This window comes from Sphingobacterium sp. (assembly GCF_032065005.1).
Taxonomy (GTDB): Bacteria; Bacteroidota; Bacteroidia; order Sphingobacteriales; family Sphingobacteriaceae; genus Sphingobacterium.
Window position 1 is genome coordinate 35,795 of the sequence record NZ_DAMBMM010000016.1, and the last position, 16,014, is coordinate 51,808.

At 40.2% G+C, this 16,014-nt stretch carries 12 protein-coding genes; 5 read left to right on the forward strand and 7 right to left on the reverse strand.

The window, feature by feature from the left end:
• Positions 1 to 20: 20 nt before the first annotated feature.
• The 3 genes from RT138_RS18055 to RT138_RS18065 are packed head-to-tail and all read left to right on the forward strand — an operon-like array spanning position 21 to position 2,620.
• Positions 21 to 428, forward strand: a complete 408-nt coding sequence (locus tag RT138_RS18055; protein WP_185213453.1) for an ExbD/TolR family protein — start codon at positions 21 to 23, stop codon at positions 426 to 428.
• A 58-nt stretch (positions 429 to 486) separates the two neighbouring features.
• Positions 487 to 1,308 (forward strand): energy transducer TonB, encoded by an 822-nt coding sequence (locus tag RT138_RS18060; RefSeq protein ID WP_185217745.1) that lies wholly within the window; start codon positions 487 to 489, stop codon positions 1,306 to 1,308.
• A gap of 10 nt (positions 1,309 to 1,318) precedes the next feature.
• A complete protein-coding gene (locus tag RT138_RS18065) occupies positions 1,319 to 2,620 on the forward strand; it encodes a folylpolyglutamate synthase/dihydrofolate synthase family protein (RefSeq protein ID WP_313191774.1) in 1,302 nt (433 codons plus the stop codon).
• Here RT138_RS18065 and RT138_RS18070 read toward each other — a convergent pair.
• The 5 genes from RT138_RS18070 to RT138_RS18090 all read right to left on the reverse strand — a co-directional run bounded on the left by RT138_RS18070 (position 2,607) and on the right by RT138_RS18090 (position 9,326).
• Positions 2,607 to 3,629, reverse strand: coding sequence for an asparaginase (locus tag RT138_RS18070; RefSeq protein ID WP_185217747.1), 1,023 nt, complete (start codon positions 3,627 to 3,629; stop codon positions 2,607 to 2,609). The genes RT138_RS18065 and RT138_RS18070 overlap by 14 nt on opposite strands.
• A 3-nt stretch (positions 3,630 to 3,632) precedes the next feature.
• Positions 3,633 to 4,427, reverse strand: a complete 795-nt coding sequence (locus RT138_RS18075; protein ID WP_313191775.1) for a TatD family hydrolase — start codon at positions 4,425 to 4,427, stop codon at positions 3,633 to 3,635.
• A 109-nt stretch (positions 4,428 to 4,536) separates the two neighbouring features.
• Entirely contained in the window at positions 4,537 to 5,529 is a 993-nt protein-coding gene (locus tag RT138_RS18080) for an FKBP-type peptidyl-prolyl cis-trans isomerase (protein WP_185213458.1), read from the reverse strand.
• A 24-nt stretch (positions 5,530 to 5,553) separates the two neighbouring features.
• Positions 5,554 to 6,561: a bifunctional oligoribonuclease/PAP phosphatase NrnA gene (locus tag RT138_RS18085; RefSeq protein WP_313191776.1), complete on the reverse strand. Its 1,008-nt coding sequence runs from the start codon at positions 6,559 to 6,561 to the stop codon at positions 5,554 to 5,556.
• A 116-nt stretch (positions 6,562 to 6,677) separates the two neighbouring features.
• Complete coding sequence (locus RT138_RS18090; RefSeq protein ID WP_313191777.1) at positions 6,678 to 9,326, reverse strand: hypothetical protein; 2,649 nt, start codon at positions 9,324 to 9,326, stop codon at positions 6,678 to 6,680.
• Between the two features lie 132 nt (positions 9,327 to 9,458).
• Here RT138_RS18090 and RT138_RS18095 point away from each other — a divergent pair, with 132 nt between their 5' ends.
• On the forward strand, positions 9,459 to 9,848 hold the full coding sequence (locus RT138_RS18095) for a DUF423 domain-containing protein (protein ID WP_313191778.1): 390 nt from the start codon (positions 9,459 to 9,461) through the stop codon (positions 9,846 to 9,848).
• 156 nt (positions 9,849 to 10,004) lie between these two features.
• Positions 10,005 to 12,485, forward strand: coding sequence for a primosomal protein N' (gene priA, locus RT138_RS18100; protein WP_313191779.1), 2,481 nt, complete (start codon positions 10,005 to 10,007; stop codon positions 12,483 to 12,485).
• 10 nt (positions 12,486 to 12,495) lie between these two features.
• Here priA and RT138_RS18105 read toward each other — a convergent pair whose 3' ends face one another.
• Both RT138_RS18105 and RT138_RS18110 read right to left on the reverse strand, forming a co-directional pair.
• Positions 12,496 to 13,677, reverse strand: a complete 1,182-nt coding sequence (locus RT138_RS18105) for a PepSY-associated TM helix domain-containing protein (RefSeq protein ID WP_313191780.1) — start codon at positions 13,675 to 13,677, stop codon at positions 12,496 to 12,498.
• Positions 13,678 to 16,011 carry a TonB-dependent receptor gene (locus tag RT138_RS18110; protein ID WP_313191781.1) on the reverse strand — a complete coding sequence of 778 codons (2,334 nt, stop codon included), beginning with the start codon at positions 16,009 to 16,011 and terminating at the stop codon, positions 13,678 to 13,680.
• Positions 16,012 to 16,014: the final 3 nt, after the last annotated feature.

Consider the following 16,014-nt stretch of genomic DNA (forward strand, 5'->3'; position numbering starts at 1 on the left):
CCATTATTGAAAGGCTAAAAATGAATTTACGTAATAGAAGAAATAAACCCGCTGCAGAAGTACATACAGCTGCCCTGAATGACATCATGTTCTTCTTGATGTTGTTCTTCCTGTTGGCTTCGGCAGTATCTAACCCACAGGTGGTAAAATTGCTTTTGCCAAAGTCCAGTGCTGGGGAGCAGTCGGTGGCTAAGAAGACCATGACGATCTCGATCACGAGCGATCTGGTTTACCATGTGGACAAACAAGCTATTCCATTGGAGAACCTGGAATCTTATATCCAATCCAATATTGCTACTGGTGAGGAATTGACCGTTATGCTTTATGCAGACAGTACAGTGCCTATCCAGAATGTAATTTCGGTAATGGATATTGCCAACAGATTGAAGGTCAAAATGGTATTGGCAACAGAGCCTAAGAAAGATTAATAATTTATTATTAAACGTTTTGGGCTGTAGAAGGTCGAATTAGAAGAGATCAAGGAAAATGTACTACAATCAATATCGAGAAGATAATAATCTTCCAAAGGCTTTAGGTATTTCATCACTGGTAATGGCTGGATTGGCCGTTATTGGTTTCTTTATTGTATTTGGTCAAAATCTTCCTGAATACGGTATGGGTGGTATCATCGTAAACTATGGTACGTCTCCAGAAGGTATGGGAGATGATTACATGAGCGTGGATGAACCATCAATGGATGAGAATGCCAACAATGTGAAACCGGACAAGATAGACCCGAATTCAACACCTATCCCTACGCCTTCTCAGCAGATTGCTGATAAAGCGGTGGCAACACAGGATGTTGAGGAAGCACCAGCAGTTCCTAAAGCGGAGAAACCTGTGAAGGCAAATGCAGAGCAGGCTACAGCGGAGAAAAAGAACGCAACACCAGCAGTGAACCCTAATGCTTTGTACAAAGGCAAGAAAAATAATGCGCAAGGTACAGGTGATGGTACTGGTTCTACTCCAGGAAACCAAGGTTCTAAACTTGGGGACCCATTAGCTAGTAACTATGGCGAAGGTGGTTCGGGATTTGGTGATGCGATGTTATCACTGGAAAACAGACGTTTTACGGTTCCACCGAAGATAGATGACAATGGCCAGCAAACCGGTATTGTCAAGATTGAATTTACCGTGGACAAAAGTGGTAATATCGTGCGTGCCAGACAGGCGAAAGGTACTACCATAGCTGACTACAGATTAATTGAAAAGTGTATCCGTGCGGTTGAACAAGCACGATTGAATGCACTGCCTAATGCGCCTCAGACCCAAACGGGGCTAATTACCTTCAGATTTAGAGTAAGATAATTCTAATTATATGAAAACATTTGCAGAGGTAATCGAGTATTTATTTGCTCGATTACCTATGTTTACTCGTGATGGCGCCAGTGCCATCAATCCCGATGTAGACAAAACTCTTTTGCTTTGCCAGGCTCTTGGCAATCCCCATCAAAAGTTTAAATCAATCCATATTGCCGGAACCAATGGTAAAGGTTCCACTTCGCATATGCTTGCTTCTGTATTGGCAGCGTCTAATTTGAAAACAGGTCTGTACACTTCTCCCCATCTTGTGGATTTTAGGGAGAGGATCAGGATTGATGGTGAGATGATCCCTGAGCAGCTTGTTGTTGATTTTGTCAATGAACATCGGGAGCTGATAGAAGACCTTAAGCCTTCTTTCTTTGAGGTGACGGTTGCCATGGCATTTGATTATTTTGCAAAAGAGCAAGTTGATATTGCGGTGATCGAAGTAGGGCTAGGGGGAAGATTGGATAGTACCAATATCATCATGCCTGAGCTATGTGTGATCACGAATATCGGCATGGACCATATGAACATCCTTGGCGATACATTGGAGCAGATAGCAGGGGAGAAAGCGGGCATTATCAAGCCAAATGTACCGGTGGTTGTTTCTGAAAAGCAGGGTGAGATTGAGCATGTCTTCATTAACAAAGCCAAGGAAGGGGATAGCCCGATCTTTTTTGCTGAAGACTATTATGAGGTACATCAGGTTGAGAAGAAGCAATCAGGCCTGGATATCACGGTTGAAAACAAAGAGACAGAAGAATGTATCACTTGGCAATTGGACCTTTCCGGTTCATATCAAAAGAAGAATATCCTTGGGGTGCTAAAGGCAATTGATCAATTGAGGGAGTTGGGTTATGAGTTAGGTGAAGAAGATATCAGGAAAGGACTTAGTGAGGTGCAAGAATCAACAGGTTTGAGGGGAAGATGGCAGACCTTGTCAACTGATCCTTGGATAATCTGTGATACGGGGCATAATGAAGATGGGATAAAGGCTGTGGTCCGTAATCTGAGCACCTTAAATTTCAATAACCTTCACTTTGTCATTGGAGCAATGAAAGATAAGGATCTTTCGCATATTTTACCTTTATTGCCAAAACAGGCGACCTATTATTTTACTGCACCCCAGATGCCGCGTGCAATGAAAGCAGCGGAATTGGCTGAACTTGCACAATCATTTGGCCTAAAAGGGGAAGAATATGCTTCTATTGATGCAGCTTATGAAGCTACCCTAAAGAACTATCAAGAGGGTGACCTCATATTTATCGGTGGAAGTACTTTTGTCGTTGCAGAAGTTTTGACTAATCATTTTTAGTCAATTCACCGCGCAGACTCTGCTGTACCCAATGTGCGACGTCCTCTTGGCTGTCCAATTCACCTTGAAGGTACATAAGCTTGGTTACAGCAGTTTCAAAGGTCATGTCATACCCATTGAGCACTCCAATGCATTTTAAGCCCTGAGAAGTCTCGTAACGGCCTAATTCTACAGAACCTACCTTACACTGCGAAATATCTAGGATATTCTTTCCAGATTTTATGGCTTCTTGAAGCAGTTCCAGGAACCAGGTATCGGTCATGGTATTTCCGCTACCAAAGGTTTCCATCACAATGCTTCTTACATCTGAATTCAATACCGCCTTAATGGTTTCGGGACTGATGCCAGGGAAAAGCTTGAGAACACCAACGCGGTTGTCGATATGGTAATGGCAGATAAAGTCCTGCCCGGCATTATTGGCCAGTACCTCATCATTGTACCGGATATGGATCCCTGCTTCGGCCAGTACGGGAAAGTTAGGTGAACGGAAGGCTTCGAATTTGTCGGAATTGTATTTAAAGGATCTATTACCCCTGAAAAGTTTATTGTCAAAAAGGATACATACTTCCTGGATGATGGATTTGCCATCTCTCTTGGCAGAAGCAATCTCCAATGCTGTCATCAGGTTCTCGCGGGCATCCGTACGGATTTCGCCAATGGGTAATTGGGAACCGGAAAAAATAACAGGCTTCTGTAGGCCTTCCAATAGGAAGCTCAGCATGGATGCTGAGTAGGCCATGGTATCGGAGCCATGTAGGATTACAAAACCATCATAAAGCTCGTAATTGTCCTTGATGATCTTGGCCATCTCCAACCAGATGCTTGGACGCATATTGGAAGAGTCGATGATAGGCTCAAAAGAGTGCACAGTCAGTTTATAGTTCAGGCGACTTAGGTCAGGTAGGTTCTTTTCAATCAGTTCAAAATCGAAAGGAATAAAAGTTCCGGTTTCTGGATCTTTTACCATACCAATGGTGCCACCGGTATAAATGATAAAAATATTGTACATCAATTAAATCTTAAATACTTGTTTAGAATTGTTGGTAGTTATTTCCGCGATCTTCTCAATTCCCATCTCATGTAAGTCTGCAACCTTTTGCGCTACATAAAGCAGATAACTGCTTTCGTTTTCTTTTCCTCTGAAAGGTACGGGAGCCAGATACGGTGCATCTGTTTCCAGTACAATATGTTGTAAGTCGATTTCTTTCACCACGGCATCCAAGCCTGCTTTCTTAAAGGTAACCACGCCGCCAATTCCTAGTTTGAATCCTAGGGCAATGGCGCGGTGAGCCTGTTCTAAGCTGCCGGTAAAGCAATGGAAAATACCAAATAACTTCTCATCGGCCATTTCATCCAGTACCTCAAAGACTTCATCAAAAGCCTCCCTGCAATGGATGGATATAGGCAGTCCAAGGTCCTTAGCCCATTGGATCTGTTTTCTGAAAGCATCTTTCTGGATTTCAAGGGTGGATTGATCCCAATACAGGTCGATCCCTATTTCACCAATGGCATAAATCTTTGACTCTTGAATCTTTGCGTAGATCTGATCCAATTGCTGTTGATAGTCATCTTTTACATCGCAAGGATGTAAACCAAGCATAGGGAAACAGTTTTCAGGATAGGCTTCAACGGTTTGGAAAACCTTGTCGATGGACTCCACATCAACATTCGGAAGAAACAGTCTGCTGATACCATTCTTAAAACAACGGTCAAGCTGTTCTTTCAGTTTAGGGGTTCCAGCTTGATAATAGATATGAGTATGCGTGTCGGTTAAAGTCTGATTTTTCAGATCAATTTGCTCTTCCATGCTGCCAAAGTTAATATATTGTTAGTTAATCTGGTTCTATGGAATAAAAAAACGCAGTTCTCATAATGAAAACTGCGTTTTTTTATAAATTTTGTAAAAGAACTCCTTATTAGTTAACTGGAGTTTCTACTGGAGCACCCGTTGGAGCTATAACTTGCGGAGTATCACCTTTTGGACCAGGGATAATATCCAATACTTCTACGTCAAATACCAATGGAGCATAAGGAGGGATCAAGTTACTTTGCTGACGCTCGCCATATCCTAATGAAGATGGGATAATCAACGTAGCTTTGCCACCTTTTTTCAATAATTGAAGACCTTCAGTCCATCCTGGGATAACAGGAGTATGACCAACACGAACGCGCAATGGCTCGTATTGTTTCATTGGGTGGAAGATACCTTTTTCTTTAGCTACCTCAGGGTTGCTAGTATCGAAGATCTTGTCGTTTGTCAAACCACCTGTATAGTTGATCACTACTGTATCACCAACAACTGGGTTTGCGCCAGTACCTTCAGTTTTGATCACGTATTGAAGACCAGTTGCAGTTTTCTTTGGTTGCAATTTGTTTTTCTCAACGTATTTAGCAATTTTTCCTTCTTCAGATTTTTTCAAACCTTCCATTTCAGCCAAGTAGTATTTGTTTACTTGTTCGAATAAAGCTGAATCTGTTAAGCTTCCTTTTTTGAAAAGTTTCTTAACCTTGATAGTAAATTGAATGTATTTATCTGCGAAGTCAGGTTTTGGTTGGCCTGTTTTAGCAGCCATTGTATCTAAGTCCAATTTGAATGTTGCACTATCACCTTCACCTAACATTTTCAAGATCGTGTTGTTGTCACCAGCGTATCCGCCTTGAACCAATGAATCAGGGATTACAGGAGCGATCTGTGGCAATCCTACATCATACGTACTTGCCAATAAAGAGTCACGGTCTGTTTTAACAACAATATCCATGGCTAGAACGTCTCCACCTACAGCTTTTTCACCACCTTTGTCTTCGAAGAATTTATATTCTAGACCACCTTCACCTTTTTTGAAACTTTGGCATGATGAAGCTAGAAAAAGACCAGCTAATGCTGTTAATACTAAAATCGATTTTTTCATTTTTTTATTTATAACGCTTATATTCTATTTTAAATAACTTGAGTACTCCGGAAGGATAGATTTGAATTTTGCTACCACATCTTCCAATTGCTCTGTTGAATTGCCACCAGCGGCATTCAAATGCCCCCCACCATTGAAATATTTCCTGCAGATCTCATTGCAAGGGATATCGCCAATCGAACGCAAAGATAATTTAATTAATTCAGTTCTATCAATAAATAAACCGGCTAATCTAATCCCTTTTATCGATAAGGCATAGTTCACCAAACCTTCGGTATCTCCGGTGCTGACATTGAATTTCATAAGATCATCTTTGGTCAATGAAAACAATGCCGTATTGTATTCTGGAATTACCTCCAAACAGTTCAAAAGGCTATAGCCTAAGAACTTTAAACGGTTTTCTGTGGAACTATTGTATATATTCTCATGAATTTCCCAATTCTTTGCCCCTGCATCGATCAGGTTGGCAATGATATGGTGAACCGCAGAGGTGGTAGACCTGAAACGGAAAGATCCGGTATCAGTCATGATCCCTGCATATAAACATGATGCAATTTCAGCAGTGATGGATTCTTTGTCGTGGTAGACATCCGCAATAAAGGTGTAAACCAACTGTGCCGTTGCCGCTGCACTGGAGTCCCAATACTCAACCGTTGCGAAATCTTCTGGATCTAAATGATGGTCAATCATCCATTTCTGGCCTTTGGCCTCACGGATAATGGGTTCCAGAATATTGGTCCTCGAAAGGGCACTATAATCTAAGCAGAAGATTATTTCTGCTTCATCAAATAGTTTTTGGGATTCCTCAGGTTGATCAGGAAAGTATATTAGGTCTGAAAAGCCAGGCATCCAGCTTAAAAAGTCTGGAAAATCAGATGAAAGCACAACATTCACCTCATGGCCTTTTCCTTTAAGCCAATGATATAGTCCTAATGATGAGCCTAAAGCATCTCCATCGGGTTTATGATGAGTGGTAATTATTATCTTTTTAGGTCTGGAAAGCTCTTCTAAATATTCTTCTCCTTGTAGCATACGTTTTTTGTGAATGCAAACCTAATGAAAAAAAGTTTGCAATTAAAAATTTTTACGGCTTAATATCTTTCTTTATTTAAATTATCGCCAATCTAAATCAATTGAAAATTAGTCTGTTAATGTCGGAAGGCGTAGATTTTGTAATCTCGCTTTGTCGTTAATAAATAATTGCCTGAATTGTAATTGATTTTGCCGTAATAGAACAGAGGTAATCCTTCCACAGGGAAGCCATCCGCCAATGAACCATTTTCAGCAAATAGATAGACTAAATTCTCCTGATCTGCAATCCCAAGTTGAAACATACTGCTGGAAACCGGGAAGAAATTAGGTTCAGCATCTATATTTTGGGTGAACGTATAGTCGTAAAGTTGTCTTGGGCTGTCCCCAAGTTCTAAAACTTGTAGGTAGGAGCCGTCTATTACGATCAATTCTGGGGCGGTGGTACCATTGATATTTTCAAAATAGGCGTCATAGCCTTTTTTCCATTCCCCATTCATCACGACCTTGCTTGTCCCGTCTGCCTTTATTTGATGTAATTTGCCCTCATTATCGGTGCAATAGAACTCGTAATTATTTTCCTTGTTCACTATTCCCATCGAACCTACAAAAGTAACATCCCCTGGGATGTCAATTTCCTTCGTTTTATTGCCAGTTTGGTCAAAGAAATAAATTCTTCCGAAACTGCTGGCAACCACGGCCTGTTGGTCGATAAAGTGGATTGGTCCTAAAAGGTCACCTTCTATTCTTGCATTGTCCCAACCGCTGACCGGTCCACCATCCATGTCATATGCCATTATTCTGTCCTTTGCAGGGATCAAAATGATCTGTTGACCACTGAACTCCGCGATGGTTGGGCTTCCAGTAGGTTCAGAAGAAACACTGGTGGAGAAGCCCTGTAATGTTTTTCCACTGGTATCGAATCGATATAACCTTCTTCTGTCGGTAACCAATAATAGACTCCGGTCAGCCAATTGTTTTGCCTTGCCAACAATTCTACCCGAAAACACGGAGGACCATAGTTTGGTTCCAGAAGGATGGATGGCATGCACTGTATGATCTTGTTCCTGTACGAGAATGAATTGGGAAGTATCGGAATGTTCAAAAACATAAGGGCCATTGATCAACCTACTGCCCATATCATAAGTCCATTCAGGAGTCACTCCCAATCGGTTTTTACTTTTATAGATGGCGTAGAACCTGCTGATGAAATTCCCCGTATTTCCTGACAATTGTAAAGACCAAGAATAAAAATCCTGGAATCCATATTCATCATCGTCCCTGAACTTTCGGCTATATTCAGATTTCAAGATATTATTGATGAAGTTACCGCCGTTTTTGGTATTGATAAAGAAGGTAACATTGGCTTCGTTGCCCTGTATCTGTTCATAATTCTTAAAACCTAGACTCGCAATCAACAAATCCTTGTTTTTCCATTTTCGTACATATTCCTGCACCGTAGATAATTGATTTGCCATGACTAACATATCATTGATGCGTACGAAATATGGTCTTGAGAAAGCTTTAAGTCCTTCCCCAAAGTAGCGATAAGGAATATTGGCGAATCTAAATCTATACGTGCTTTCACTTACGTTTTCCGCAATATTATCGATGATCTCATTCAGTTTGCTGCTGTCCTGAATGGTGATGAAACCTAAATAATCAGAATTACTCTGTTCAGCAACTGCAAAGTTGCCCGCCAAGGTAGACTGGAAGTCTGCTAAAAGACCTTCCCGATTGTTGTTGATTTCCTTGGCTTGTCCCTGTAATTGTTGGAAGTTGTCCTGTTTGGATTGCCAGATCGCTAGGTCTTCAAACCACGATTTGGAATCACTGAAAGAGTACTCCACGTACATCATGGTATTTGAAGGGAAATAATTGTATAAGCGTTGGTTGGTTTTGCTTTGGTTTGCAAATAGCCCAATATACTCGCTATCCTTATCCAGCAACTGACTTTCACCTGTCAGCATCAGGGCATCTTGTTTGAAATTGATGTTCCAAACGGTTTCTCCCTTTAGATTTACAAATTGTCTTAAGAAATCACCGGGGCGATTTTCCTTGAATACTGAAATGAAGGATGCGATGTTTTGTTGGGGAACATAAATGGTAAATGGAGCATTCCTATTGTTATGTTCATTAAAGAATGTAACCTGCTCTTTTTTAAGTTTTTCTACTTTCTTGTCATTTACTTTGACCAAAAGTCCCTTGTTGAAACTGGAGAAGAAGGTATTTTCCTGATAAGTCACATAAAAAACGGAGTCCAGCTTTTTGTCATCCTGGAAAGTCGTGTCCTTTTCGATGTTCTTGAATTCATAGATGCGTAATCCGGCTGTATCGGCAGTACTTAGTTTATATTTTTTGCTCAGGGTAAGGAAAGTCTGATCCAATACAGATTGGTCGACTTGATCCATGCTATGGATGCTAAACAAGGTGCTTATTCCTTTTTTTTCCGGATGGAAAGACATCAAGATTTCAGCTCCTCCAACCAATGGAGACAGTTCTTTGTTACGAAGTAAGTTTTGTTTTAGTTGTTTGAGTTCATGCATGGCGTGTTTGCCTAGCATAGCTTCAAAAATCTCAAAATCCTTGAAGATATTGTCTGTTGTAGCATCGTTTAGGAATGATGCGATTAAATAGGTGTCCTCCGGTAAATGTTGTACTGGTCCTACGTATTCTTGTTGTTCCTTGTTTAAATCCCCAAAGTAAAATACCGACGCAACCACCACCGCAATAAATAGAAGGATTGAAACAATTATTGTATTTCTCATGGACGAATAGTCTTCCTTTTGTTTGTTTTAGTGTTCAATATAGACAAAATTGCAAAAATAGGAGTGCTTTTTAAGAAGTTATTTTATACATTTATAAACGAAAAATCATAAGCGATTATTTTAGCTTTATTTATGAACAAACAAATTATCCTAACTGCTTCTTTTTTCGGTTTGTTAGCTGTAATACTTGGTGCATTCGGTGCACATGGTCTTGAAGGTAAGATTTCTGAGAAACAACTAGAAACTTGGGGTACTGCCAATCAGTACCATTTCTATCATACCTTGGCACTTTTATTCCTATCCACATTTTCTAGAGCAAAAAGCCAGTCCATTAAAGTTTCGTATATCATGTTCACTGTCGGTATATTCCTTTTTTCAGGGTCTTTATACCTTTTGAGCACAAGAAACCTACTTGGCATTGAAAATATCTCTGTTATTGGTCCGGTGACTCCTTTAGGGGGACTATGCTTTATGGTCGGCTGGGTTGCCTTGTTCATTGCAGCAATGAAAAATAGAGCTTAATCTGTATTCACTATTCTCTAAATAGAATTGAAAAAAGGCACCATTGGTGCCTTTTTGTTTAGCAAAGCCGGGTTATTATCGAAAAATTAATAACTAATAGGCTGGCATGCACCGAATACTGAATGCTATTAATAAATACTATTATTACCTTTGCTTATGTCTCAACTGGATTTAACGGCTCCTGGTCGTGTTACTTATTTTGTAGAGGTTATTTTGCCATTGGCGATTGCTAAATCCTATACCTATCGAGTTCCTTTTGAATTGAATGATAAGGTAGCAGTAGGAGTTCGGGTGATCGTACAGTTCGGTAAGAACAAAATTTATTCAGCTGTGGTCAAGAACATCACAACTGAACCCCCTCATCAATATGAAGCCAAATATATCTTAGATGTTGTAGACAATGATCCCATTGTCAATGAAACTCAATTGCAGATGTGGGATTGGATTGCAGAATACTACATGTGTTACGTAGGTGATGTGATGCAAGCTGCTTTGCCGGCAGCCCTAAAAATGGCCTCTGAAACTAAAATCGTCGCATCTGACGACCCTAATTTAGATCGTTCTTCGCTCTCAGATAAAGGTTATATGATCCTTGAAGCTTTGGATCTAGCTGGTGAGCTGACGGTAAACGACGTCATTAAAATCTTAGGTCAAAAAACGGTTTTCCCTTTATTGAGGAGCTTATTTGAGCATGGATATATCCTGATCTCTGAAGAAATCAAGCAGAAATATAAGGCAAAAACCAAAGCTTTTCTGAGATTGGCCTCTGAATTCAATGATCCGGATGGTCGACGGGAATTATTGGATAGCTTAAACCGAGCTCCCAAGCAACAGGATGCAATCATTGCCTTCCTCCAACTTATCAAAACAAAGAATGACGTCAGCAGACAGGATATCATGGAAGTATCCGGATCAGGTGCTGGTGCAATAACCGCCCTGATCGATAAAGGTGTCTTTACGGTTGAGGAGAAAGTAGTTAGCAGGTTTGAAGGTACGGATGTTCTTTTATCCCCAGACTTCAGCTTCAGTCCAGCCCAAGAGCAGGCCTTTGATGAAATCAATAATTCCTTTGCTGAGAAAGATGTTGCCTTGCTCCATGGAGTTACGGCTTCTGGAAAGACCCAAATTTATATCCGATTGATTGAGGCTGTACTTCGAGAGGGTAAATCTGCCTTGTACCTGCTACCGGAGATTGCCCTGACCGCCCAGATAACTGAACGCTTGAAATTGCATTTTGGCGATCAATTAGGTGTTTACCATTCAAAATTCAATGACAATGAGCGAGCAGAAGTATGGCATAAAGTCAATAAGGGTGAGTTTAAGATTGTCATTGGCGCGAGATCCTCTGTCTTCCTACCTTTCCATAACCTCGGGTTGATTATTGTGGATGAAGAACATGAAAACTCCTATAAACAATATGATCCTGCTCCAAGGTACCATGCGCGGGATACGGCAATTTACTTGGCTCATCAGCATCAGACAAAAGTTCTATTGGGTTCGGCTACCCCTTCAGTGGAGAGCTATTACAACGCTAAGGCCGGTAAATATGGTCTGATTGAATTGACGGAAAGGTTTGGTGAAGCCAAACTGCCGACAATAGAAATTGTAGATATTGCCGAAGCTGGACGAAAGGAAGAGATGTACTCTTATTTTAGTCTGAAGCTATTGAAGGCCATTGAAGAAACCGTTCAAAACAAAGAGCAGGTGATCCTGTTTCAAAATAGAAGAGGTCATACGCCATTTTTGCAATGTGGCACCTGTGGTTATGTGGCTAAATGTGTGAACTGTGATGTTAGTTTGACTTACCATAAAACCAGTAACCTGATGCATTGCCATTATTGTGGCTTTTCAGAAGAACTGGTACAGACTTGTCCTGCCTGCGGCTTGCCAAATATGCAAAGCAAAGGTTTTGGAACAGAACGAGTGGAAGAGGAATTGGAAATCCAACTGCCTGATCTGCGGATTGGACGCCTTGACCTGGATTCAACGAAAGGGAAATATGGTTTTGATAAGGTCATTTCGGCTTTTGACAATCAAGAGTTCGATGTGTTGATCGGAACGCAGATGATCACGAAAGGGCTTGATTTTGGTAATGTCAGCTTAATTGGGATTATTAACGCAGATGGAATGATCAACTTTCCAGATTTTAGGGCTTATGAGAGGGCATTCTCTTTATTCTCACAGGTTTCAGGACGCGCCGGGAGAAGGCAGTCGGAGGGAAGGGTGATTATTCAAACCAATACCCCAAACCATCGCATCCTCGAACAGGTCACAAACCATGACTACATGGCCATGTTCATGGCTGAAATTACGGAAAGGAAGAATTATCAATATCCTCCTTTTTACAGATTGATCAAGCTTGATGTCAAACATACCGATCAGGATCTAGTGCATGATGCAGCAAAGAGATTAGCGTCCCTACTGAGACAGCAGTTAGCTGAGCGTGTCCTTGGGCCAGAACCTCCGCTTGTCGCTAGGGTAAGGAATAATTTTATTCAAACTATAACCTTGAAGATTGAACGGAAAAACATTTCCATTTCGAAAGTAAAGGAACTTATCAAACAGGCATTATTGCATTTTGAATTGGATAAGAAAAACAAGGGCGTTCGCGTTCAGATCGATGTAGATCCTTATTGATCGGACTGGATTAAATTGCTTTTTGCTTCTTCTTTTCTTTTTTCTTTTTCAAGCCCTTTACCTTGTTTCGCCAAACCACAAATCCTGTAATTGGTAAACTTGCGCAGATTAAAGAAATAAGGAAAGCCAGGATTTTTGTTGGCAACCCAGAAATATTGCCTGTATGAATGTCGTAATTTAATGTCCCAATTCGGTCACCAGCTTTTAAGTTATCGGAAGAAGTTACCTTTTCAATACTGTTTTCTTTTTTGTTGAAGTAATACCATCTAAAATCACCAGTCTTCATTTCCGTCATCCTGATTTGAACATCAAAAGTTTCGTCCTCTGCTTTGCTACTCCTAATGGACATCATTCCTGCATTGGAGTACTTTTCCAATAGGAAGTGGAGCGCATTGTCAAGCTGTTCACCCTCTGGATAATAGTTGGGGATTTTTACAGGTTCTCCTTCAAGCGTCTTGATTTCAGAGCTATCAAATGAATTGAAAAAAGAAATGTAGGCCTTTTTAAAGGAAGGATAGGTAAAAACCAATCCCGTGATAGCTAATACCAACGAAATTAGAAAAGAATAAAAACCTAAAACATTGTGCAAATCATAGTTTAGCCTTTTCCATTTCGATTTCCAATTTATCCATAAACTACGTTTCAAACTTTTTCTTTTCCATCTTTTTGGCCACCAAAGGACCATTCCAGAAATTAGGATGACAACAAAAATTATGGTTGAAATTCCTACCACCCATGTCCCGTATTTTTTGCCCAGCAACAGGTTCATGTGCATCTGCAAAATAACTTGGAAAAACTCGGTTTTCGAATTCTCCACAAAGAGTAAATCTCCCGTGTATGGATTTAAAAAGATCCTTTTATAGGTCTTGAAGTAATTCCAATAACCAAATGCATCGGGATCAATCTCTTGAACACGAAAAATCCAACTCCTGTTTTTTTCGGGATACAGATCAACCCTAGAAATGGACTCGCCATCATTTAATTGTTTGCTGGCAATTTCCTTAAGTTGACTTAAGGGGAGGGCCTCCCTAGAATGATAATGTTGATCTAAAATATATCGATCAGGATAACAAACTAACTTTAGCTCATCAAAGAACGTGTATACACAACCAGTTAGGCCTAAAATGACAACAACGATTCCAGTTGTTAGGCCTAACCATTTATGCAACCAAAGGATGAAGCTTTTGACCATTTAAAATCGATAATTAATATTTAAAGATGCGGTTGTTCCTGTTCCTTTTACATATTCAGCATCTACGGCCCTATACTGACTGATGACCGGGTAATAATCCTTGTTCAATAGGTTTTCCACACCAAGTCCAAGTCTCCAATTTTTATTGACCCTATAGCTTGCCGATAAGTTGAAAAGATCAATGGCTTTGATCGGACCTTCGCTGTTTTTGTAAAGTCCTTTATCGTTTCTTTCAAAACGGTCTCTAGAACCCGTATTTATCCAATGTAATTGTAGATTTAATGCCTCCATCGGAGTATAGATCAGGTAGGCTGTAGCTTTGTTCGGAGCTATCCTCGTACCATTGAGGTAGTGAGATACCTGTTCAGAGTCTTCTGCTTTTCCTTCCACGTGAGCAAATGTACCGCCAATGGTCCATTGCTTGGAAAGCTCGGCATTCAATGTGAATTCTAAACCCTGTACTTTTTCAGGTAGGCGCTGTGCCACCAAGTATCCACCAACATCCACCAATTCTACGCCCATCTTTGAGGTACTGTAGTAATAAGATGCCGAGAAATTGAAAATGCTGTAATGGCTAGAAAATCCTACCTCATAGTTGTTGGTAATGACAGGATCTGTTTTAATACTGTCCAAATCATTGTCGGTAGCTCTTCTGACAATTCTACCTAATTCGTTGATCGCAAAACCTTGGGAGAAGCTAATGAATGGATTGAAAATTTCATATTTATTGTATCGAAGTCCAGCGTTGAATGTTGCACCTTTATAGGGTATTTTACCTCCGGTTACCGCAATACTACCTTCGTTGTTAGGACCTGTTGCAATGGTATTGAAATCTTTAATTTTCACCGTAGCATTTTCATACCTTACACCTCCCTTTAAAATCAGGTTCTCTAACACATCAACACGCAATTGAGCATATGGAGCTATGTTCACCATATTCATATCTGGGATATAAATGCGTCCATCCGTTAAATTTTGGTCAGTTACATCATTCAACAAGTCCAATCCGTAGGTGATATCGGAATTGGCATTGAATAGCTGAAAGGGGGTATTTAGATTAAGCCTTAAGCCTTTTTTCTCCGAATTAATTTGGGTTTGTCCTGGACCATACCAAGCAGTACCTTTCTCAATATATCTATTCATTGAGCGAAAAGTATTATAATACAAAGAAGCCTGAATGGAAGTAGATCCTATTAAATTATTGTTGAAATAACTTAACATGGCATTATGGTTATATGGAGTCCCTGTAGGTTTTCCAGGATCTTCACCTTTGATTCCAATAGTTGGAGTTTGCCCATATTTACCGGTTTGACTAATGTACTTGGCATGTTGCGAACTATTGAAAAAATTGTACAGAACTGAAATACCCGAATTCTCATTAATATCATATCCTACCTTTAAAAAAGCATTGTACTGATTCGAATTCGAAAGTCCATCAACCTGACCAAGAGCTATACCATCAGCATCCCGCTGAAGTCCATTATACTCAGCTGTACCACTGATTGTATAATTCCATTTATCTGCCCTTCCAAATAATGTTTGATCAAATCGATAGCCAATTGTCTCTGAAGAATGGATAGGGTTTATGATGCTTCTTAGATTACTGCTTCCAGAAATTGCCTTGTTTGCATCCTTGTTGGTTTTTGTAATATAGTTGATAATACCTCCAGCAGAACCATTTCCATAAATGGAGGTTGCTCCCTTGATCACTTCGACTCTTTCAATTACTGAAGGGTCAATAGACCTGATATCTCTAGCACCATTCATTAACGGAGTAGATTGCGGAATTCCATCAATAAGCACTAAGACAGACCTGCCCCTTAAGGTTTGGCCAGTATTGGTTGCCTTATTGCTACTTACCCCCAAACCAGGAATGCTGTTTCCCAAAATGTTGGAAATATTCGTGTTGATTTGGCTTTGAGCTTCAATCTCTTTACTCGTTAATATCGAAATGGAGGATGGGACTGTTGAAATATGTTCGGGTTTGCGACTTGCAGTAACTACGATCTCATCTAAATCATTTTTTTCCTGCAGGGTAAAGATGAGTGGCTGTTTTACAGTGTCAGGGGAAACGGTATATAATAGGGTTAAATAGCCCGAATGGCTGATCTGTAGGTTTAATGGTTGTTTGAACGGTTCATAATTGATAAGGACTGATCCATTATTATCTGTTTTTCCAATGGTTTTTCCATTTACCTTGATGTTTACATCGGCTTGTCTACCCGAAGTTTCATTGTTTACCTGGATTTCCAGTTGTTGGGCCACTACTGTAAACGGTAAAATTAAGAACAGGATTAGTTGAGTTTTCGTCAACAATTTGTATAGATAGTGCATCTT

What these genes read in the sequence shown, in the direction of transcription:
- RT138_RS18055 (WP_185213453.1), top strand. Translation starts at nt 21, where the DNA reads ATGAATTTACGTAATAGAAGAAATAAACCCGCTGCAGAAGTACATACA.
- RT138_RS18060 (WP_185217745.1), top strand. Translation starts at nt 487, where the DNA reads ATGTACTACAATCAATATCGAGAAGATAATAATCTTCCAAAGGCTTTA.
- RT138_RS18065 (WP_313191774.1), top strand. Translation starts at nt 1,319, where the DNA reads ATGAAAACATTTGCAGAGGTAATCGAGTATTTATTTGCTCGATTACCT.
- RT138_RS18070 (WP_185217747.1), bottom strand. Translation starts at nt 3,629, where the DNA reads ATGTACAATATTTTTATCATTTATACCGGTGGCACCATTGGTATGGTA.
- RT138_RS18075 (WP_313191775.1), bottom strand. Translation starts at nt 4,427, where the DNA reads ATGGAAGAGCAAATTGATCTGAAAAATCAGACTTTAACCGACACGCAT.
- RT138_RS18080 (WP_185213458.1), bottom strand. Translation starts at nt 5,529, where the DNA reads ATGAAAAAATCGATTTTAGTATTAACAGCATTAGCTGGTCTTTTTCTA.
- RT138_RS18085 (WP_313191776.1), bottom strand. Translation starts at nt 6,561, where the DNA reads ATGCTACAAGGAGAAGAATATTTAGAAGAGCTTTCCAGACCTAAAAAG.
- RT138_RS18090 (WP_313191777.1), bottom strand. Translation starts at nt 9,326, where the DNA reads ATGAGAAATACAATAATTGTTTCAATCCTTCTATTTATTGCGGTGGTG.
- RT138_RS18095 (WP_313191778.1), top strand. Translation starts at nt 9,459, where the DNA reads ATGAACAAACAAATTATCCTAACTGCTTCTTTTTTCGGTTTGTTAGCT.
- priA (WP_313191779.1), top strand. Translation starts at nt 10,005, where the DNA reads ATGTCTCAACTGGATTTAACGGCTCCTGGTCGTGTTACTTATTTTGTA.
- RT138_RS18105 (WP_313191780.1), bottom strand. Translation starts at nt 13,677, where the DNA reads ATGGTCAAAAGCTTCATCCTTTGGTTGCATAAATGGTTAGGCCTAACA.
- RT138_RS18110 (WP_313191781.1), bottom strand. Translation starts at nt 16,011, where the DNA reads ATGCACTATCTATACAAATTGTTGACGAAAACTCAACTAATCCTGTTC.